22 protein-coding genes are annotated in these 16,779 nt (G+C 65.3%); 2 read left to right on the plus strand and 20 right to left on the minus strand.

Annotation, left to right across the window (positions count from 1 at the left end):
- Positions 1-20 precede the first annotated feature (20 nt).
- Genes KW835_RS02460 through petA form a run of 3 tightly spaced genes read right to left on the minus strand, consistent with a single transcriptional unit; the run spans position 21 to position 2,820 of the window.
- Positions 21-776, minus strand: coding sequence for a cytochrome c1 (locus KW835_RS02460; RefSeq protein ID WP_218380680.1), 756 nt, complete (start codon positions 774-776; stop codon positions 21-23).
- Between the two features lie 17 nt (positions 777-793).
- A complete protein-coding gene (locus KW835_RS02465) occupies positions 794-2,209 on the minus strand; it encodes a cytochrome bc complex cytochrome b subunit (protein ID WP_218380681.1) in 1,416 nt (471 codons plus the stop codon).
- 11 nt (positions 2,210-2,220) lie between these two features.
- The gene (gene petA, locus KW835_RS02470; protein ID WP_056161231.1) at positions 2,221-2,820 is read right to left on the minus strand and encodes a ubiquinol-cytochrome c reductase iron-sulfur subunit; all 600 of its coding nucleotides are present in this window, start codon (positions 2,818-2,820) and stop codon (positions 2,221-2,223) included.
- 150 nt (positions 2,821-2,970) lie between these two features.
- Here petA and mscL point away from each other — a divergent pair, with 150 nt between their 5' ends.
- Positions 2,971-3,399: a large conductance mechanosensitive channel protein MscL gene (gene mscL, locus KW835_RS02475; protein WP_218380682.1), complete on the plus strand. Its 429-nt coding sequence runs from the start codon at positions 2,971-2,973 to the stop codon at positions 3,397-3,399.
- Between the two features lie 275 nt (positions 3,400-3,674).
- On the opposite strand, the gene pdxA is transcribed toward mscL, so the two are convergent.
- Positions 3,675-4,703, minus strand: a complete 1,029-nt coding sequence (gene pdxA / locus KW835_RS02480; RefSeq protein WP_218380683.1) for a 4-hydroxythreonine-4-phosphate dehydrogenase PdxA — start codon at positions 4,701-4,703, stop codon at positions 3,675-3,677.
- Between the two features lie 198 nt (positions 4,704-4,901).
- The gene (locus tag KW835_RS02485; protein ID WP_218380684.1) at positions 4,902-5,663 is read right to left on the minus strand and encodes a Nif3-like dinuclear metal center hexameric protein; all 762 of its coding nucleotides are present in this window, start codon (positions 5,661-5,663) and stop codon (positions 4,902-4,904) included.
- A 135-nt stretch (positions 5,664-5,798) separates the two neighbouring features.
- On the opposite strand from KW835_RS02485, the gene KW835_RS02490 reads away from it, so the two are divergent.
- Positions 5,799-6,935: a S1C family serine protease gene (locus tag KW835_RS02490; protein WP_218380685.1), complete on the plus strand. Its 1,137-nt coding sequence runs from the start codon at positions 5,799-5,801 to the stop codon at positions 6,933-6,935.
- Positions 6,936-7,235: 300 nt separating this feature from the next.
- Here KW835_RS02490 and tatC read toward each other — a convergent pair whose 3' ends face one another.
- The 15 genes from tatC to KW835_RS02565 all read right to left on the minus strand — a co-directional run bounded on the left by tatC (position 7,236) and on the right by KW835_RS02565 (position 16,754).
- Positions 7,236-8,030, minus strand: a complete 795-nt coding sequence (tatC, locus tag KW835_RS02495; protein WP_218380686.1) for a twin-arginine translocase subunit TatC — start codon at positions 8,028-8,030, stop codon at positions 7,236-7,238.
- A gap of 68 nt (positions 8,031-8,098) precedes the next feature.
- Positions 8,099-8,563, minus strand: a complete 465-nt coding sequence (gene tatB, locus KW835_RS02500; protein WP_218380687.1) for a Sec-independent protein translocase protein TatB — start codon at positions 8,561-8,563, stop codon at positions 8,099-8,101.
- A gap of 60 nt (positions 8,564-8,623) precedes the next feature.
- On the minus strand, positions 8,624-8,860 hold the full coding sequence (tatA, locus tag KW835_RS02505; RefSeq protein ID WP_218380688.1) for a Sec-independent protein translocase subunit TatA: 237 nt from the start codon (positions 8,858-8,860) through the stop codon (positions 8,624-8,626).
- 128 nt (positions 8,861-8,988) lie between these two features.
- Complete coding sequence (locus tag KW835_RS02510) at positions 8,989-9,345, minus strand: histidine triad nucleotide-binding protein (RefSeq protein WP_056415424.1); 357 nt, start codon at positions 9,343-9,345, stop codon at positions 8,989-8,991.
- Positions 9,346-9,509: 164 nt separating this feature from the next.
- On the minus strand, positions 9,510-10,565 hold the full coding sequence (locus tag KW835_RS02515) for a patatin-like phospholipase family protein (RefSeq protein ID WP_218380689.1): 1,056 nt from the start codon (positions 10,563-10,565) through the stop codon (positions 9,510-9,512).
- Complete coding sequence (locus KW835_RS02520; RefSeq protein ID WP_218380690.1) at positions 10,558-10,944, minus strand: hypothetical protein; 387 nt, start codon at positions 10,942-10,944, stop codon at positions 10,558-10,560. Before KW835_RS02520 ends, KW835_RS02515 begins: the two co-directional genes overlap by 8 nt.
- Positions 10,941-11,318 carry a phosphoribosyl-ATP diphosphatase gene (locus tag KW835_RS02525; RefSeq protein ID WP_218380691.1) on the minus strand — a complete coding sequence of 126 codons (378 nt, stop codon included), beginning with the start codon at positions 11,316-11,318 and terminating at the stop codon, positions 10,941-10,943. The genes KW835_RS02520 and KW835_RS02525 overlap by 4 nt, the downstream gene beginning before the upstream one ends.
- Positions 11,319-11,324: 6 nt before the next feature.
- Positions 11,325-11,714: a phosphoribosyl-AMP cyclohydrolase gene (gene hisI / locus KW835_RS02530; RefSeq protein WP_255593198.1), complete on the minus strand. Its 390-nt coding sequence runs from the start codon at positions 11,712-11,714 to the stop codon at positions 11,325-11,327.
- Between the two features lie 121 nt (positions 11,715-11,835).
- Positions 11,836-12,636, minus strand: coding sequence for an imidazole glycerol phosphate synthase subunit HisF (gene hisF / locus KW835_RS02535; protein WP_218380692.1), 801 nt, complete (start codon positions 12,634-12,636; stop codon positions 11,836-11,838).
- Positions 12,637-12,759: 123 nt separating this feature from the next.
- Positions 12,760-13,500, minus strand: a complete 741-nt coding sequence (gene hisA, locus KW835_RS02540; RefSeq protein ID WP_218380693.1) for a 1-(5-phosphoribosyl)-5-[(5-phosphoribosylamino)methylideneamino]imidazole-4-carboxamide isomerase — start codon at positions 13,498-13,500, stop codon at positions 12,760-12,762.
- A gap of 79 nt (positions 13,501-13,579) precedes the next feature.
- The gene (gene hisH / locus KW835_RS02545; RefSeq protein WP_218380694.1) at positions 13,580-14,257 is read right to left on the minus strand and encodes an imidazole glycerol phosphate synthase subunit HisH; all 678 of its coding nucleotides are present in this window, start codon (positions 14,255-14,257) and stop codon (positions 13,580-13,582) included.
- Positions 14,258-14,309: 52 nt separating this feature from the next.
- A complete protein-coding gene (hisB, locus tag KW835_RS02550; protein WP_218380695.1) occupies positions 14,310-14,945 on the minus strand; it encodes an imidazoleglycerol-phosphate dehydratase HisB in 636 nt (211 codons plus the stop codon).
- Complete coding sequence (locus tag KW835_RS02555) at positions 14,942-16,066, minus strand: histidinol-phosphate transaminase (RefSeq protein ID WP_218380696.1); 1,125 nt, start codon at positions 16,064-16,066, stop codon at positions 14,942-14,944. Before KW835_RS02555 ends, hisB begins: the two co-directional genes overlap by 4 nt.
- Positions 16,063-16,515, minus strand: coding sequence for a PIN domain-containing protein (locus tag KW835_RS02560; RefSeq protein WP_218380697.1), 453 nt, complete (start codon positions 16,513-16,515; stop codon positions 16,063-16,065). The genes KW835_RS02555 and KW835_RS02560 overlap by 4 nt, the downstream gene beginning before the upstream one ends.
- 14 nt (positions 16,516-16,529) lie before the next feature.
- A complete protein-coding gene (locus KW835_RS02565) occupies positions 16,530-16,754 on the minus strand; it encodes a hypothetical protein (protein ID WP_010462084.1) in 225 nt (74 codons plus the stop codon).
- Positions 16,755-16,779: the final 25 nt, after the last annotated feature.

A 16,779-nucleotide genomic window follows, 5' to 3' on the forward strand; every position in this document is an offset into this window, starting at 1 on the left:
GGATCGACGGCTTGTGCTGCTTACTTCACATCCTTCCAGAAGGCCGCATTCAGCCTCCAGGCGATGACGGTGAAAACACCCAGGAAGATCAGCACCCACACGCCAACTCGGACGCGGGTGTTCTGGGCAGGCTCGCCCATCCACTGCAGGTAGTTCACAAGATCGCCCACCGTCTGGTCGAACTGCAGCGGGGTCATCGTGCCTGGCTTGACCTGCTCCCAGCCCTTGAAGACCTGGGTCTTGTGGCCGTGGCTTTCGTGCTCTTCGAACACGGGGCGGCGGTCACCCTGCATTTCCCACAGCACATGGGGCATGCCCACGCTGGGGAAAGCCAGGTTGTTCCAGCCGGTGGCCTTCGTGTCATCACGGTAGAACGTGCGCAGGAAGGTGTACAGGTAGTCCGCACCCGTGCCACCGTGGCCGGCACGCGAGCGGGCGATCACGGTCAGGTCGGGCGGGTTGGCGCCGAACCATTCCTTGGCCTGCTTGGGATCGATGGACGCCTTCATGGTTTCGCCGACCTTGTCGGTCGTGAACAGCAGGTTGTCCTTGATCTGCTGCTCGGTCAGGCCGATATCCTTCAGCCGATTGAAGCGCATGAAAGCGGCAGAGTGGCAGCTCAGGCAATAGTTGACGAACACCTTGGCACCATTTTGCAGGGACGCCAGGTCGTTGGTCTTGTTGGGCGCCTTGTCCCAGGCAATGCCGCCTTCGGCCGCTTGCGCGCCCGTGGCAATACCCAGGGCGGCGATCAACGTGAGGATGAGTTTCTTCATTGTTGTTGTCTCCAGGCTCAGTGCGCCACAAAGGTCACGCGGTCGGGCACGGCCTTGGCCTTGCCGATGCGGCTCCACCAGGGCATCAGCAGGAAGAAGCCGAAGTAGAACAGCGTACCGACCTGCGACACGCGCTCGCCGATGGGGGACGGAGGCTGCACGCCCAGGTAGCCCAGGATCAGGAAGATGATCACGAAAACGCCGTACAGGTACTTGTGCCAGTCAGGGCGGTAGCGGATCGACTTGACGGGGCTCGCGTCCAGCCAGGGCAGGAAGAACAGGATGATCACGGCACCACCCATCACGACCACGCCCCAGAACTTGGCGTCGATGGACAGCATCATCGCGATCACCGCGATGGCGGCCACGGCGATTCCCGCCTTGACGAAGCTCGGGAGCCGCGCCTTCAGGATGCCGAAGCCCGCACCGATCACCACGCACAGTACCAGCACGTACATCATTTCGGTGGTGATGGCACGCAGCATGGAATAGAACGGCGTGAAGTACCAGACCGGCGCGATGTGCGCAGGAGTCTTGAGCGGATCGGCCGGGATGAAGTTGTTGTACTCAAGGAAGTAGCCACCGAACTCGGGCGCGAAGAACACCACGGCCGTGAACGCCATCAGGAACATGCTCAATGCGAAGATGTCATGCACCGTGTAGTACGGGTGGAACGGCACGCCGTCCAGAGGCTTGCCATTGGCGTCCTTGGGGGCCTGCGGGCCCTTGATTTCGACGCCGTCGGGGTTGTTGGAGCCCACGTCGTGCAGCGCCAGCAAGTGCGCCACCACGAGGCCCAGCAGCACCAGCGGCACGGCGATCACGTGGAAGCTGAAGAAGCGGTTCAGCGTGGCATCGCCCACCACGTAGTCGCCGCGGATCAGCAGGGCCAGGTCAGGACCGATGAACGGGATGGCAGCGAACAGGTTCACGATCACCTGGGCGCCCCAGTAGGACATCTGGCCCCAGGGCAGCAGGTAGCCCATGAAGGCCTCGGCCATCAGGCACAGGAAGATCGCGCAGCCGAAGATCCAGACCAGCTCGCGCGGCTTGCGGTAGCTGCCGTAGATGAGGCCGCGGAACATGTGCAGGTACACCACCACGAAGAAAGCGGACGCCCCCGTGGAGTGCATGTAGCGGATCAGCCAGCCCCAGGGCACATCACGCATGATGTACTCGACCGAAGCGAACGCCAGGTTGGCGTCGGGCTTGTAGTGCATGACCAGGAAGATGCCGGTCACGATCTGGATCACCAGCACGACCAAGGCCAGCGAGCCGAAGATGTACCAGAAGTTGAAGTTCTTCGGAGCGTAGTACTCCGACATGTGCACCTTGTAGGCATCAAAGGCCGTGGGGAACCGGTTCTCGAACCAGTTCGTGACCTGTGCGCTGATGGGGGCGTTGGGGGAGATTTCTTTGAATTCGTGGGCCATGTCGTTCTCCGTCAAGCCTTCTTGTCTTCACCGATCACGAGGCGCGTGTCGGACAGGTACATGTGCGGAGGGACTTCAAGGTTGTCGGGCGCGGGCTTGTTCTTGAACACGCGGCCTGCCATGTCGAACGTGGAGCCGTGGCAAGGGCACAGGAAGCCGCCCTTCCAGTCGTCGGGCAGCGAAGGCTGTGCGCCGGTCTGGAACTTGTCCGACGGCGAGCAACCCAAGTGCGAGCAGATGCCCACACCCACAAAAATCTCCGGCTTGATCGAACGCGCTTCGTTGCGTGCGTATTCGGGGGTCAGCTCGGAAGGCTTGCGCTCCGACTTGGGGTCGGCCAGTTGGCCATCGAGCTTGGGCAGCTCGGCAAGTTGCTCGGGCGTGCGCTTGATGATCCACACAGGCTTGCCGCGCCACTCCACGGTGAGTTTCTCGCCCGGCTTGAGGGCGGATATATCCACCTCGACTGCAGCCCCGGCGGCCTTGGCGCGCTCGGAGGGCTGGAACGTACTCACGAAAGGAACGGCGGTTGCCACGCCGCCCACCGCACCAGCACACGCCGACGTGATGATCCACGTCCGCTTGCTGGAGTCGATTGGAGTGTCACTCATGGGGATCCTCGATTGATCATCGCTATTGGGGTCAACCGCGAATTGTAGCGGAGTGAAAATGGTTATTTCAAACGCATGCGGGGTGGGTTGACAGGGGTTGACTCTGGGCAATACTCGCGCATCGGCATTTCACACAGCAAGGAGGGCACCATGGGCATGATGCAGGAGTTCAGAGAGTTCGCCGTCAAGGGCAATGTGATCGACCTCGCGGTCGGTGTGATCATCGGCGGCGCTTTCGGCAAGATCGTCGATTCGGTGGTGTCCGACCTCATCATGCCGGTGGTCGGCCTGGTGTTCGGAAAGCTCGATTTCTCCAACCTGTTCGTGGTGCTGGGCTCGGTGCCGGCAGGCACGGCGATGACGCTGGATGCGCTCAAGAAAGCGGGCGTGCCGGTGTTTGCCTACGGCAACTTCCTGACCGTGGCGGTCAACTTCATCATCCTGGCGTTCATCATCTTCATCATGATCAAGCAGATCAACCGGCTCAAGCGTGAAGCCCCACCCGCCCCTGAAGCGCCTGCGGCAACACCAGAAGACATCGTGCTGCTGCGTGAGATCCGGGATAGCCTGAAGAAGTAGCCCCCTGTGGCGCTGCGCGCCTTCCCCCTGAAAGGGGGACGCACCCGGTGGCCCGGCAGAGCCGGTTCCACGGGAAGGATTGGAAACCCCCTGAGCGGCTGCGCCGCTTCCCCCGTGGGGGGACGCACCCCATGGCCCGGCAAAGCCGGTTCCACGGGTGCACTGGCGTGGGGTGTGCCAGTTTCATAGATGGCGTGCCGGCTTCAGGGCGCCTCTTCCGCTTGCTATCTTAACGCTAGCTGCTAGCGCTTTACCATCAAGCGCCAGCGGGCAATTCACCCACACAACGCCCGTGCCATGCGCACGGCCTCTATGAGGCTGGCGGCGTCGGCCACGCCCTGCCCCGCGATGTCGAAGGCCGTGCCGTGGTCCGGGCTGGTGCGCACCAGGGGCAGGCCCAGGGTCACGTTCACGCCCTTGTCCACGCCCAGGTACTTCACGGGGATCAGGCCCTGGTCGTGGTACATCGCGATCACCACGTCAAACTCGCCGGGCCGCGCGGGCGTGTGGCGGGCGCGCATGAAAACGGTGTCGGGTGCGAAGGGGCCCTGAACATCCAGGCCCTGGGCGCGGGCCGCTGCGATGGCCGGGGCGATGACCTCGATCTCTTCACGGCCGAACAGGCCGCCTTCCCCTGCATGGGGATTGAGCCCCGCCACCGCCATGCGCGGGGCGCGGCCCAGGCTGCGGGTCAGCGCGGCGTGCGTGATCTGCAGCGTCTGCAGAATGTTCTCGTGCGTGACGGCGGCGATGGCCTCGCGCAGCGAGACATGGATGCTGACGAGCACCGTGCGCAACTCGTCGCTGGCCAGCATCATGCGCACGGGCATGTCCGACAGGGCAACGCCCTGGTGATGGGCCGCCTCGGCCTGCAGCAGTTCGGTGTGGCCGGGGAATGTGACGCCGGCGGCCGACAAGGCCTCCTTGTGCAGTGGCGCCGTCACCAGCCCTGCCACCTCACCCCGCAGCGCGGCACGCGTGGCCCAGACCACGCTGTCGGCGGCTGCACGCCCTGCAGCGGCGCTGATTTGTCCCCAGGGCTGCGGGCCGGGGATGCCGGGCAATTGCATGACGGGAACGCAGCGCGGCGGCATGCCCACCGCCTCTGCAGGCGCGCCGATCTGCGCCACGGGCACCGAGGGCTCGCCCGGGCGCGCAATGGCCTGCGCGGCGCGGCGCAGCGTGGCGGTGTCGCCCACCACAAAGCAGCCCTTGAGGTCGCCGGGCGCATCGCGAAAGGCCTTGGCCACGATCTCGGGGCCGATGCCTGCGGGGTCGCCTTGGGTGATGGCCAGTGTCTTCATGGAAGTCCGCGTTTTGAATGAAATCATTGCCTACCGCTCGATAAGCAAGCGCTAGTAGCTATGAATTTGATAGTGCAAGCACCGCACCCGGGGTTCGCAGGCCCAGCGTGCTGGTGATCCTGATACTGCGAACTCGTGGTTGATGCAGGTGGCGTGGGGATGGACATGCGGGCTGGCACCTCATGCAACTCATGCAACTCATGCCGGATTGTCAATCTCGATGAACGTGTGCTCCAACCCCAGTTGCTTCGCCACATGCCCGGCAACGGCCGGCGCGCCGTAGCGCTCGGTGGCGTGGTGCCCGGCAGCGATGAAGCACACGCCCATTTCACGCGCCAAGTGCGCCTGCGGCTCGGAGATCTCGCCGGTGATGAAGGCATCCGCCCCGGCTGCAATGGCCGATTCAAAATAGCCCTGCGCGCCGCCCGTGCACCAGGCCACGCGGCGTATGGGCTGCTGCGCGCCAGCGGGGTCGGGCTGCACCAGGGTCACATCGCGACCCAGCGTGCCGGCCACATGGCCTGCCAGTGCCTGGCCATCGGGGAATGCGGCGGTCGCCACAAAGCCCAGATCCTGCTCACCAAAGCGCGCGTCGGCCGTCCAGCCCAGCACGCGGCCCAACTGCGCGTTGTTGCCCAGCTCGGGGTGTGCATCGAGCGGCAGGTGGTAGGCAAACAGGTTGATGTCGTGCGCCAGCAGCCGCTGCAGGCGCTGCTTCATCCAGCCGGTGACGCGGCCGTCCTGCCCGCGCCAGAACAGGCCATGGTGCACGAAGATCGCGTCGGCCTGGGCGGCGATGGCCGCATCGATCAGCGCGCGGCTGGCGGTCACTCCGCTGACGATGCGGCGCACCTCGGGCTTGCCCTCGACCTGCAGACCATTGGGGCCGTAGTCCTTGAAGCGTTCGGGTTGGAGCAGGCTGTCGAAGTCCTGCAAAAGCGCGGTGCGGGAAATGCTCATGCGCCTATTGTCGCGCGCGTGCGGCGCCCACAGGTTCAGCCTTGGGGGACAATGGCACGCAGGAAGCGACGCCGCGGCCCCCAACGACTGGGCCCGACCCGGCTTCTTCGTTTTTCGACCATTCGACAGGACCCCATGAAGCGCATCTGGCTGCTCTTTTCCCAGGCCGTGACCGTGTTTGTCGCCGCCTACTTCGTTGTCGCCACGTTGCAGCCAGACTGGCTGCACCGCGGCACCAAGCGCTCCGGCGCGGGCATCGCGCTGCTGGAAGCGCCGGCCACGCCCCAGGGCCAGCCGGTGGCCGGCAGCTTCAGCGCCGCAGCGCGCAAGGCGGCGCCCGCCGTGGTGAGCATCAACACCAGCAAGGCAGTGCGCCATCCGCGCAGCAACGACCCGTGGTTCCAGTTCTTCTTCGGCGACCAGGGCGCCCAGGCGCAAGCCGGGCTGGGCAGCGGCGTGATCGTGAGCCCGGACGGCTACATCCTCACCAACAACCACGTGGTCGAAGGTGCCGATGAGATCGAGGTCACGCTCACCGACCGCCGCCGCGCCCGCGCGAGCGTGATCGGAACCGACCCCGACACCGACCTGGCCATCCTCAAGATCGAACTCGACAAGCTGCCCGTCATCGTGCTGGGCAACTCAGACGGCCTGGCGGTGGGCGACCAGGTGCTGGCCATCGGCAACCCCTTCGGCGTGGGCCAGACCGTGACGAGCGGCATCGTGAGCGCGCTGGGCCGCACGCAACTCGGGATCAACACCTTCGAGAACTTCATCCAGACCGACGCGGCCATCAACCCCGGCAACTCGGGCGGTGCGCTGGTGGATGTGAACGGCAACCTCATGGGCATCAACACCGCGATCTACTCGCGCTCGGGCGGCAGCATGGGCATCGGCTTTGCCATTCCCGTGTCCACGGCGCGCCTGGTGCTCGACGGCATCGTGAAGGACGGCCAGGTCACGCGCGGCTGGATTGGCGTGGAGCCCAACGAACTCTCGCCCGAGCTGGCCGAGACCTTCGGCGTGAAGGCCACCGAGGGCGTGATCATCACCGGCGTGCTGCAGGACGGCCCCGCTGCCCAGGCAGGCATGCGCCCGGGCGACGTGATCGTGCGCGTGGAGGACAAGAGCGTGGGCAATGTGTCCGAGCTGCTGACCGCCGTGGCCGGACTCAAGCCAGGCACTGCTGCACCGTTCAACGTGCAGCGCGCCGACAAGATGGTGGAGCTGAACATCACTCCCGGAGTGCGCCCACGGCCAAAACGGCGCTGACCTGCTCGCGGGCCGCATTGAGCGGCTCTGGCCTGCCAGGGGTCATCTTCGGAAGACATGCCCCCGGCACCCGCCAATACCCCAGCCAGCACCCCGTGCACCTGCTGCGGTCCTGGCAGCCAGCCGGGCATCGCAGGCGCAGGTGCGGCGCTGGGGCACACAACCCTCGCTATCAAAAAAATAGCTGCCAGCGCTTTTCCATCAAGCACTGGCAGCTATTTTTTTACATAGGCGCAGCGACCCAGCACCATGCAATCACGGCTGCACCTGCCATTGCCCCGCCATGGCGGGCCGCGATGATCAGGATGCCGATGCGGATTCCTCCGCCTCTTCCGGCGCCTTCGTGTGCTTGATGAAGATCTGCGCTGCCCAGATACCCACCTCGTACAGCAGGCACATAGGGATGGCGAGCGACAGCTGAGAAACCACGTCCGGCGGAGTGACGACCGCGGCGATCACGAAGGCCAGCACGATGAAGTAGCCGCGGAACTCGCGCAGCTTCTGCACGCTGACGATGCCCATGCGGGCCAGCACCACCACGGCGATGGGCACCTCGAACGCCAGGCCGAAGGCCAGGAACATCGAGAGCACGAAGCTCAGGTATGCCTCGATGTCAGGCGCGGCAGTGATGCTCTTGGGCGCAAAGCTCTGAATGAACGCGAACACCTGCCCGAACACCAGGTAGTAGCAGAACGCCACGCCGATGAAGAACAGCAGCGTGCTGGAGATCACGAGCGGCAGCACCAGCTTCTTTTCGTGCGAATACAGGCCCGGCGCCACAAAAGCCCACACCTGCCACAGCACGAAGGGCAGCGCCAGCAAAAAGGCCGACATCAGCAGGATCTTGAGCGGCACCATGAAGGGCGAGATCACCGAGGTGGCGATCAGCGTGGCACCCTTGGGCAGGTGCGCCACCAGGGGCGCCGCCAGGAAGTCGTAGAGCGCGCCAGGGCCTGGAAAGAAGAACAGGATCGCCGCCGCGATGGCGATGGCAATGAGCGCCTTGACCAGCCGGTCGCGCAGCTCCATCAGGTGCTGCACGAAGGGCTGCTCCGTGCCGGCCAGCTCGTCTTCTTGGGAAGGGGTTTCGGACATAGTGGGTTTTCAGGGCGTGGGGGCCGCCCATGCAGCGCACAGCGGCGCCGGCTGCTGGCGCTTTCGGGTCAGTGAAATTTCTGGGGACGGTAGCGCGCAACGCGCGCCGCGCCGGACTGCGCCTTGGTGCGCACGCCGCTCTTGGCCTTGTACCACTGCGGCACGGCACCGCGCTTCAAGCGCCAGTTCTTGCCTGGGTGCTTGTAGGCAGGCACCACGGCGGCCTGCGATTCGTGCAGGTCGGCGTTGCTGGTGTCGGTCACGCTGGCCCAGTCTTTCTCGAACTCGCTGGCGTTGGTCTGGATGGACTGGTGCACATCGCGCGCAGCATTTTCCACCGTGTCCTTCATCTTCTTGAGCTCGTCGAGCTCCATGGACCGGTTGACCTCGGCCTTCACGTCGGACACGTAGCGCTGGGCCTTGCCCAGCAGGGTGCCCACCGTGCGGGCCACGCGGGGGAGTTTTTCGGGGCCGATGACGATGAGCGCGACCGCACCGATCAGCGCCATCTTGGACAGGCCGATATCAATCATGGATGTTCGTCAGTCAGCGCGCTGCATGCCGTTGCGGGGGCCGCCCGTGCAGCCGCCTTCTCAGCTCTTTTGCTTGGCTTCGACATCGATGGTGGTCTTGTCGGTGGCCGCGTTGTTGGCGACCTGGCCTGCGGGAGGGGTGGAGGCCGCATCGGCCGAGCCGTCCTTCATGCCGTCCTTGAAGCCCTTGACGGCGCCCCCGAGGTCGGAGCCCATGTTCTTGAGCTTCTTGGTGCCGAACACCATGACGACGATCAGCAGCACGATCAGCCAGTGCCAGATGGAAAAAGAGCCCATGGAAAATCTCCTAACGAATTGCAATCATTTTAGACGGGGGGCGTGGCAGCTAGTTCACAGCCCGCGCCCGACTGCGGGAATCCCCCTGCGACCACCGTCAGTTTTGGTTCAGCCTGGTTCAGCCTCGGTCAACCTTTGAGCCAGGGGCGGGGCCCCCCCATCACGTGCACATGCAGGTGGTGGATTTCCTGCCCGCCTTCCACCCCGGTGTTTACCACGACACGAAAGCCACCCTCCGGGTACGGGTTGCAGCCCTGCTCCAGCGCCAGCCGGGGCGCCAGCGCCATCATGCGCCCGAGCACGCCCGCATCGTCCGCGGTGACCTGCGCCATCGAAGGGATATGCCGCTTGGGCACCATCAGAAAGTGCACCGGCGCCCAGGGGTGGATGTCATGGAAGGCGAAGATTTCCTCGTCCTCATAGACCTTCTTGGAAGGAATCTGGCCCGCGATGATCTTGCAGAAAAGGCAGTTCGGATCGTGCATGGAAAAAATGTCAGAAGAAAATTAGCTGTGAACAACTCGCTGGGCACTGCTCAATGCCGTTGCAACCGGCACGCCCCAAGCCAGCGCCACCGTGGAACTGGCTCCGCCAGGCCACGGGTGGCGTCCCCCTGAGGGGGAAGGCGCCGCAGGCGACACAGGGGGCTTCAAGCATTCTCTGCGATCTTGATCGTCGGCCTCACGCCCACGTCCTTGCGGTGCGCGTGCAGCCACTCCTGCCCCGCATTGCGGCCCAGCGCGAACAGCTTGCGCACGAAGGCCAGGTCCGCGCGTGTCTTGCTGTCGGCGCCGAAAGGTGCCAGCACGGAGCCGCCGTCGATGCGGTGCATGCGCACATTCTTGTAGCGGCGCGGATCGAGCTTGCCTTCGGCCAGCAGCCGTCGCACAAATTCAATCGCCCGCATCTCGGCCAGCAGGCTGGCGTTGAAGGTGACCTCGTTCATGCGCTCCATGATCTCCTGGCCCGAGTGGGGCAGTTCGAGGTGCTCGATGGGATTGATCTGCACCAGCAGGATGTCGGAAGTCTCGGTCTGGTAGATCAGCGGGTGCAGGGCGGGGTTGCCGGAGTAGCCGCCGTCCCAGTAGTGCTCGCCATCGATCTCCACCGCCTTGAACAGGAGCGGCAGGCAGGCCGAGGCCATGACGGCATCGGCGCTGAGCTTGGGTCCCGAAAAAATTTCACCGCGACCCGTGCGCACGTTCGTTGCGCAGACGAACACCTTGGGCCCGCCCGCAGCGCTGATGGCGCGCCGCGCCGTGCACAGCAGCTCGAAATCCACCTCGCGCTCAAGCAGACGCCGCAGCGGGTTGATGTCCAGCGGGTTGGTCTGATAGGGCGAGAGCCACTGGCGCATCATCCCCATCATGGGATTGGCGGCCGACAGGGGTGAGCCCCACATCAGGCTGCCCAGCGTGCCCACGCCCTCCCACAGTCGGGTCAGCGTGGCGCGTGCCTCGTGACAGCCCGCCACGTGTGCTTCTTGCGGATCCTTGTGCTCATGGGCGGCCTTGGCGAAACCGTGCGCCAGGGCCACTGCGTTCATCGCGCCGGCGCTGGTGCCGCTCACGCCGTCGAAGTGCCACTGCCCGTCTTCCAGCAGCGCATCCAGCACGCCCCAGGTCAGCGCGCCATGCGAGCCGCCACCCTGCAGCGCCAGGTTCAGGCGCGGCAGGGGCTGCGCGGGCGCTGCGGGATCAGGCATCCACCGCCTGGTTCTTGCTCATGGCCAGCATGCCGCGCACGATGCGGTACAGAAACCAGATGGAGATCAAAACCCAAGCGGGATTGAACAAAAACAATCCCAGCAGGAAGAACGGGAAGGTCACCACGTACAGAACGCCCACCCAAATCGTCGAGCGGATGCGCCACGAGAAGTGGTTGGCCTGCCACGTGCCTTCCGCGTCGCTGCGTTTGACCAGGTCGATCACCAGCGCAATGACCAGCAGCAAGGCGCTGGCCTGCGCCCCGGGCACCACGGCGCCCACGGCCACGATCAGGTGCAGCACGTAGCTGACCCAGCCGATGTTCTTGAGCCCCTGGGCCCGTTGCTCGTGGGAGGTCACGTCGATGATGTCGCTCATGGAGATCCTTCTTCGTCGGCTGCACGCGCAGTGGCCTTGCGCAAGGCTTTTTCCTCGATGCCGCTCGTGCCTTCGCGGCGCTCCAGCTCGGTCAGCACGTCGGCGGGCGTGAGGCCGTAGTGGGCCAGCGCCACCATCGAGTGGAACCACAGGTCCGCCACCTCGTACACCAGCTTGGACTTGTCGGCGCCGTGCTGAACGTCCTTCGCCGCCATCACCACCTCCGTCGCCTCTTCGCCAATCTTCTTGAGGAAGCTGTCGGGGCCCTTGTGCAACAGGCGCGTGACGTAGCTCTTGTCGGGGTCGCCACCGTTGGCCGGCTTGCGGCTTTCGATCACTTGCGCGAGGCGGGCGAGGGAATCGTTGGAACTCATGGCGCTTTATTTGTAGATGGATTCGGGGTCTTTCAAGACCGGATCGACTGGCGTCCATGCGCCGTCCCTGAGCACGCTGAAAAAACAGCTGTGGCGGCCCGTGTGGCAGGCGATGCCGGGCTCGTGGCCGAGCTGGGTGACCTTGAGCAGCACTACGTCGTTGTCGCAATCGAGGCGGATCTCGTGCACCGTCTGCACGTGGCCGGACTCCTCGCCCTTGAACCACAGCTTGCCGCGCGAGCGGCTGAAGTACACGGCGCGGCCAAGTTCAGCCGTCTTTTCCAGTGCCTCGCGGTTCATCCAGGCAAACATCAGCACGTCGCCCGTGCCCTGCTCCTGCGCGATGACGGGCACCAGGCCCTGCGCATCCCATTTCACTTCGTTGAGCCAGTTCATGAAAAGGATTGTCGGTGATTTGCATTCCGGAGCGCGGACCCATCGCCGGAATTTTCAAGCTTTTTCAGGCCCTGCCCCAGGGCAGACAAGCGGCAGTAGCTATGCCTTTTATAGCAAATCCCTAGAGCCGCACGGGAATGCCGCGCTCGGCCATGCGGGCCTTGGCCTGACCCACCGTGTATTCGCCGTAGTGAAAGATGCTGGCGGCCAGGACCGCATCCGCCCCGCCCTGCTGAACGCCGTCGGCCAGGTGGTCCAGGTTGCCCACGCCGCCCGATGCGATCACGGGCACGCTGACCGCATCGCTCACCGCGCGGGTCAACGCAAGGTCGAAACCGGACTTGGTGCCGTCGCGGTCCATGCTGGTGAGCAGGATCTCTCCCGCGCCGCGGCGCGCCATTTCGGTGGCCCAGGCCACGGCGTCCAGGCCCGTGTTCTTGCGCCCCCCGTGGCTGTACACGTCCCAGCCCTCGCCCACGGGCTGGCCGTTGGCGCCGATGCGCTGCGCGTCCTCGGCCGAGCGGCGCTTGGCGTCGATGGCGACCACGATGCACTGGGCGCCGTACTTGGCGGACACCGCATCGATCACCTCGGGGTTGGCGATGGCGGCCGAGTTGAAGCTGGTCTTGTCCGCACCCGCATTGAGCAGGCGGCGCACGTCTTCGACAGTGCGCACGCCACCACCCACAGTGAGCGGAATGAACACCTGGCTGGCCACGGCTTCGATGATGGGCAGGATCAGGTCGCGGCCGTCGCTGGTGGCGGTGATGTCCAGGAAAGTGAGCTCGTCGGCGCCCTGCGCGTTGTAGCGCGCGGCGATCTCGACGGGGTCGCCCGCGTCGCGCAGCTCCAGGAAGTTGACGCCCTTGACCACGCGGCCTCCGGTGACGTCGAGGCAGGGGATGATGCGTTTTGCGAGCATGTCAGTCAGCGATTCGTTGATGGGGCGCTGCCGAGGCCAGCAGACGCCGTGGAACTGGCTTCGCCAGGCCACTGGCGTCGTCCCCTGGGAGAAGCGGCGCAGCCGCTCAGGGGGTTACCTGCATCACCCGTTCAGTTCGTCGGCACGCGCTTGTGCGGCGGCGAAATCGAGGTCGCCGCTGTAGATGGCGCGTCCGCAGATCACGCCTTCGACACCCTCGTCTTCCACCGCGCACAGTTGCTCGATGTCGGCCATGTTCGACAGGCCACCCGAGGCGATCACGGGGATGGAGAGCGACTGCGCCAGCTTGACGGTGGCGTCGATGTTGATGCCCGACAGCATGCCGTCGCGGCCGATGTCGGTGTAGATGATGGACTCGACGCCCCAGTCTTCGAATTTCTTGGCCAGGTCCACGACCTCGTGGCCCGTGAGCTTGCTCCAGCCGTCGGTGGCCACCTTGCCATCCTTGGCGTCGAGCCCCACGATGATGTGGCCGCCGAAGGCGCTGCAGGCGTCCTTCAGGAAGCCAGGGTTCTTCACGGCCGCCGTGCCGATGATCACGTAGCGCAGTCCGCCGTCGATGTATTTCTCGATGGTGTCCAGGTCACGGATGCCGCCGCCCAGCTGCACGGGAATGTCATCGCCCACCTCCTTGAGGATGGACTTGATGGCGCTGTAGTTCTTGGGCACGCCCGCGAACGCACCGTTCAGGTCCACCAGGTGCAGGCGCCGCGCGCCCGCATCCACCCACTTGCGCGCCATGGCGGCCGGGTCTTCGCCGAAGGTGGTGGATTGGTCCATATCGCCTTGCTTGAGGCGAACGCAGTGGCCGTCTTTGAGATCGATGGCGGGGATGAGCAGCATGGTGGTGGGGCTCGGGGAATAGGCCAAATCTCGGCGCGGCCCGAACGGGGTGGTTGAAGGGGAAGGGGTGGTCAGGAAATCAAGGATTCCAGTGAAGAAAGTTGCGGTACAGGGCCAGGCCGTGCTCCGCGCTTTTCTCCGGGTGGAATTGCGTCGCGAAAATATTATCGCGTGCAATGGCCGCAGCAAACAAACCGCCGTAGTCGGTCTGCCCCGCGCAGTGCTCTGCAACCTGCGGCAGCGCGTAAAAGCTGTGCACAAAATAGTAATAGCTGCCGTCGGGCACGCCCGCCCAGACCGGGTGCACGACACCGCCAGGCGCCATCTGCCGCACCTGGTTCCATCCCATCTGCGGCACCTTGTAGCGGCTGCCGTCGGGCTGCGTGCGGCCCGCCAGGTCGAACTTGCGCACCTCGCCATGGATCAGGCCCAGGCCGGGGGTGCCGCCATTCGCGCCTTCGGCGCTGTGGTCCAGCAGCATCTGCATGCCCACGCACACGCCGAACATCGGCTTGGCTGCGGCAGCTTCGAGCACGGATTCCTGCAGGCCCGACTCGCGCAGCTCACGCATGCAGTCGGGCATGGCGCCCTGGCCGGGCAGCACGATGCGCTGCGCTGCGCGCACGTCGTCGGGGCGCTGGGTGACGACCACGGTCCAGCCGGTGCCCTCGGCGGCGGCCTGCACGGCCTGCGAGACCGAGCGCAGGTTGCCCATGCCGTAGTCCACGACAGCGACGGTTTTTGCTTCCATATTCATAGCTGCTAGCGCTTATCCATCAAGCGCTAGCGCTTGATTTGATTCAAAAAACTCACAAGGAACCCTTGGTGGACGGGATGACGCCCGCCGAGCGCGGGTCGCGCTCCAGCGCCGCGCGCAGCGTGCGCCCGAACGCCTTGAAGATGGTCTCGCACTGGTGGTGGGCGTTGAAGCCCTTGAGGTTGTCGATGTGCAGCGTCACACCCGCGTGGTTCACGAAGCCCTGGAAGAACTCATACACCAGTTGCGTATCGAGCTGGCCGATGCTGCCCGCCGTGAACTTGACATCGATGTGCAGGCCCGGGCGGCCCGAGAAATCGGCCACCACGCGTGACAGCGCTTCGTCGAGCGGCACGTAGGCGTGGCCATAGCGGCGGATGCCCTTCTTGTCGCCCACGGCCCGCGCGAAGGCCTGGCCCAGCGTGATGCCCACGTCTTCCACCGTGTGGTGGCCGTCGATGTGCAGATCGCCTTCGCAGTCGATGTCCAGGTCGATCAGCCCGTGGCGGGCGATCTGGTCGAGCATGTGGTCGAAGAAGCCGATGCCCGTGTGCAGCTTGGCCTGGCCCGTGCCGTCGAGGTTGATGCGCACGCGGATGCGCGTCTCGGCGGTGTTGCGGCTGACTTCGGCGATGCGGTCGGCCAGGGGGTCGGTGGTCGTGGAGGTGACGAGTGCGGAAGAAGTCATAGGGAGGCTTGCAGGGCGGCCAGCATCTGCGCGTTGTCTTGGGCAGCGCCTACCGTCAGGCGCAGGCAGTTGGCCAGCAATGGGTGCATTGTAGAAACGTTCTTGACGAGGACCTTGCGGTTTTTCATGCCCTCGTAGGCCCGGGCGGAATCCGCCACGCGGACCAGGATCATGTTGGCCTCGCTGTCCCAGCATTTTTCGATGCCGGGCATCTGGCGCAGGGCCGCCAGGACCTTGGTGCGCTCGGCGCGGATCTCGGCGGCCTGCTCGGCAAACACCTCGGCGTGCTCCAGCGCGAACAGCGCGGCCTCGCAATTGAGCACGCTCACGTTGTAGGGCGGGCGCACCTTGTCGATCTCGCCGACGAACGCGGCGGGCCCGATGAGGTAGCCCAGGCGCACACCCGCGAGGCCGAACTTGCTGAGCGTGCGCATCAGCAGCACGTGGGCGTTGCGCGCAGGCTCTGCGCGCATGCGGTCGATCCAGGTGCGGCTGGCAAAAGGCTGGTAGGCCTCGTCCATGACCACGATGCCGCCCTGCGCGCCCGCGGCGTCGATGATGCGCTGTACGGCGCCCTCGTCCCACAGCGTGGCCGTGGGGTTGTTCGGGTAGGCGATGTAGGTGATGGCGGGTCTGTGCTGTTCGATGGCAGCCAGCATGGCGGGCTCATCCAGCTCGAAGTCGGGCGTGAGCGGGACGCCCACGAAGTCCAGGCCCTGCAACTGCGCGGACAGCGGGTACATCACGAAGCCGGGCATGGGCGCGAGCATGGTGGCGCGCTGGCCCGTGCCGGGCTGTGCGCAGGCCAGGGCCAGCAGGGTGATGAGCTCGTCCGAGCCGTTGCCCAGCACGATGCCATAGCCTTCGGGCATGCCGGCGTACCTGGCAAGGGCGGCTTTGAGGTCGAGCAGGCGATCACCGGGGTAGCGGTTGAGCGCCACCGCGCCCAGGCGCTGGCCCAGCGCGGCCTGCAGGTGCGCGGGCAGGCGGAACGGGTTCTCCATCGCGTCCATCTTGAGCATGCCGGTGGAGGGCTGCACGGCATAGGCATGCATGGCGCGCACGTCGGGGCGGATGCGGGCCAGGGCTTGAAGCGGGGAAGATGGAGCGGCGTTGGTCATTCGGCGGTGTCCAGTTCGTTGGGGGAGGTGAGAAACGGGTTGACGGGTGTGACCGCATCCATGGGCTCGCCGTGCGGCAGCGCCTCGGTCAGCAGATAGCGGCAGCCCTGCTGGTGGGCCGACGAGAGGATGAGCGCGTCCCAGTAGCCCAGGCGATAACGGTCCTGCAGGTCCCAGGCGCCGTCCACGGTGTAGGAGTCCAGGTGCGGCGGCAGCCACACGCGAAGGCGGCGCACCTGGGCACGCACCTGCTGCAGCACCTGCGGGCCGTCAAAGCGCTGGATCGCCTGGTTGTACAGCTCATTGAGCACCTGCGAGCTGATGCGGCCGCTGCGCGTCTGCCAGCAAAAGCTGATCCACTCGCGTGCGCGCGCCTGGCGCTCGACATCGCGGTCGTCCACGCTGGCCAGCAGGATCTCGGTATCGACAAAGATGGGGACGGTGCTCATGCGTTTTGCAGCATTCAGCGCAGAAACAAGGTTTCGCGGGGCACGTAGGGCCCGGTGGACGCGCCCCAGGACTCAAAACCCAGCGCCTCGCGCATGGCCTGGGCGTAGGCGTCTTCCTGGCGCATCTTTTCGGCCAGCCATTCACCGAGCAGGCGCGACACGCTGCTGCCGCGCTTGGCGGCTTCCACGCGCACCCATTCGGCAACGGTGTCGTCCATGGTCACGGTGACGTTTTTCATGGGGAGATATTACACGAACTTCGTG

Source organism: Acidovorax sp. sic0104, from assembly GCF_019219095.1.
GTDB lineage: Bacteria > Pseudomonadota > Gammaproteobacteria > Burkholderiales > Burkholderiaceae_C > Acidovorax.

Bases quoted from the DNA above. Each gene is read 5' to 3' on its own strand.
- KW835_RS02525 (WP_218380691.1), bottom strand. From the start codon at position 11,318: ATGAGTTCCAACGATTCCCTCGCCCGCCTCGCGCAAGTGATCGAAAGC.
- KW835_RS02515 (WP_218380689.1), bottom strand. From the start codon at position 10,565: ATGCCTGATCCCGCAGCGCCCGCGCAGCCCCTGCCGCGCCTGAACCTG.
- tatA (WP_218380688.1), bottom strand. From the start codon at position 8,860: ATGGGCTCTTTTTCCATCTGGCACTGGCTGATCGTGCTGCTGATCGTC.
- tatC (WP_218380686.1), bottom strand. From the start codon at position 8,030: ATGTCCGAAACCCCTTCCCAAGAAGACGAGCTGGCCGGCACGGAGCAG.
- KW835_RS02560 (WP_218380697.1), bottom strand. From the start codon at position 16,515: ATGAGCACCGTCCCCATCTTTGTCGATACCGAGATCCTGCTGGCCAGC.
- hisF (WP_218380692.1), bottom strand. From the start codon at position 12,636: ATGCTCGCAAAACGCATCATCCCCTGCCTCGACGTCACCGGAGGCCGC.
- mscL (WP_218380682.1), top strand. From the start codon at position 2,971: ATGGGCATGATGCAGGAGTTCAGAGAGTTCGCCGTCAAGGGCAATGTG.
- KW835_RS02465 (WP_218380681.1), bottom strand. From the start codon at position 2,209: ATGGCCCACGAATTCAAAGAAATCTCCCCCAACGCCCCCATCAGCGCA.
- tatB (WP_218380687.1), bottom strand. From the start codon at position 8,563: ATGATTGATATCGGCCTGTCCAAGATGGCGCTGATCGGTGCGGTCGCG.
- hisH (WP_218380694.1), bottom strand. From the start codon at position 14,257: ATGAATATGGAAGCAAAAACCGTCGCTGTCGTGGACTACGGCATGGGC.
- KW835_RS02490 (WP_218380685.1), top strand. From the start codon at position 5,799: ATGAAGCGCATCTGGCTGCTCTTTTCCCAGGCCGTGACCGTGTTTGTC.
- pdxA (WP_218380683.1), bottom strand. From the start codon at position 4,703: ATGAAGACACTGGCCATCACCCAAGGCGACCCCGCAGGCATCGGCCCC.
- hisB (WP_218380695.1), bottom strand. From the start codon at position 14,945: ATGACTTCTTCCGCACTCGTCACCTCCACGACCACCGACCCCCTGGCC.
- KW835_RS02555 (WP_218380696.1), bottom strand. From the start codon at position 16,066: ATGACCAACGCCGCTCCATCTTCCCCGCTTCAAGCCCTGGCCCGCATC.
- KW835_RS02485 (WP_218380684.1), bottom strand. From the start codon at position 5,663: ATGAGCATTTCCCGCACCGCGCTTTTGCAGGACTTCGACAGCCTGCTC.
- KW835_RS02565 (WP_010462084.1), bottom strand. From the start codon at position 16,754: ATGAAAAACGTCACCGTGACCATGGACGACACCGTTGCCGAATGGGTG.
- hisA (WP_218380693.1), bottom strand. From the start codon at position 13,500: ATGCTGCTCATCCCCGCCATCGATCTCAAAGACGGCCACTGCGTTCGC.
- hisI (WP_255593198.1), bottom strand. From the start codon at position 11,714: ATGAACTGGCTCAACGAAGTGAAATGGGATGCGCAGGGCCTGGTGCCC.
- KW835_RS02520 (WP_218380690.1), bottom strand. From the start codon at position 10,944: ATGAGCGACATCATCGACGTGACCTCCCACGAGCAACGGGCCCAGGGG.
- KW835_RS02510 (WP_056415424.1), bottom strand. From the start codon at position 9,345: ATGCACGATCCGAACTGCCTTTTCTGCAAGATCATCGCGGGCCAGATT.
- petA (WP_056161231.1), bottom strand. From the start codon at position 2,820: ATGAGTGACACTCCAATCGACTCCAGCAAGCGGACGTGGATCATCACG.
- KW835_RS02460 (WP_218380680.1), bottom strand. From the start codon at position 776: ATGAAGAAACTCATCCTCACGTTGATCGCCGCCCTGGGTATTGCCACG.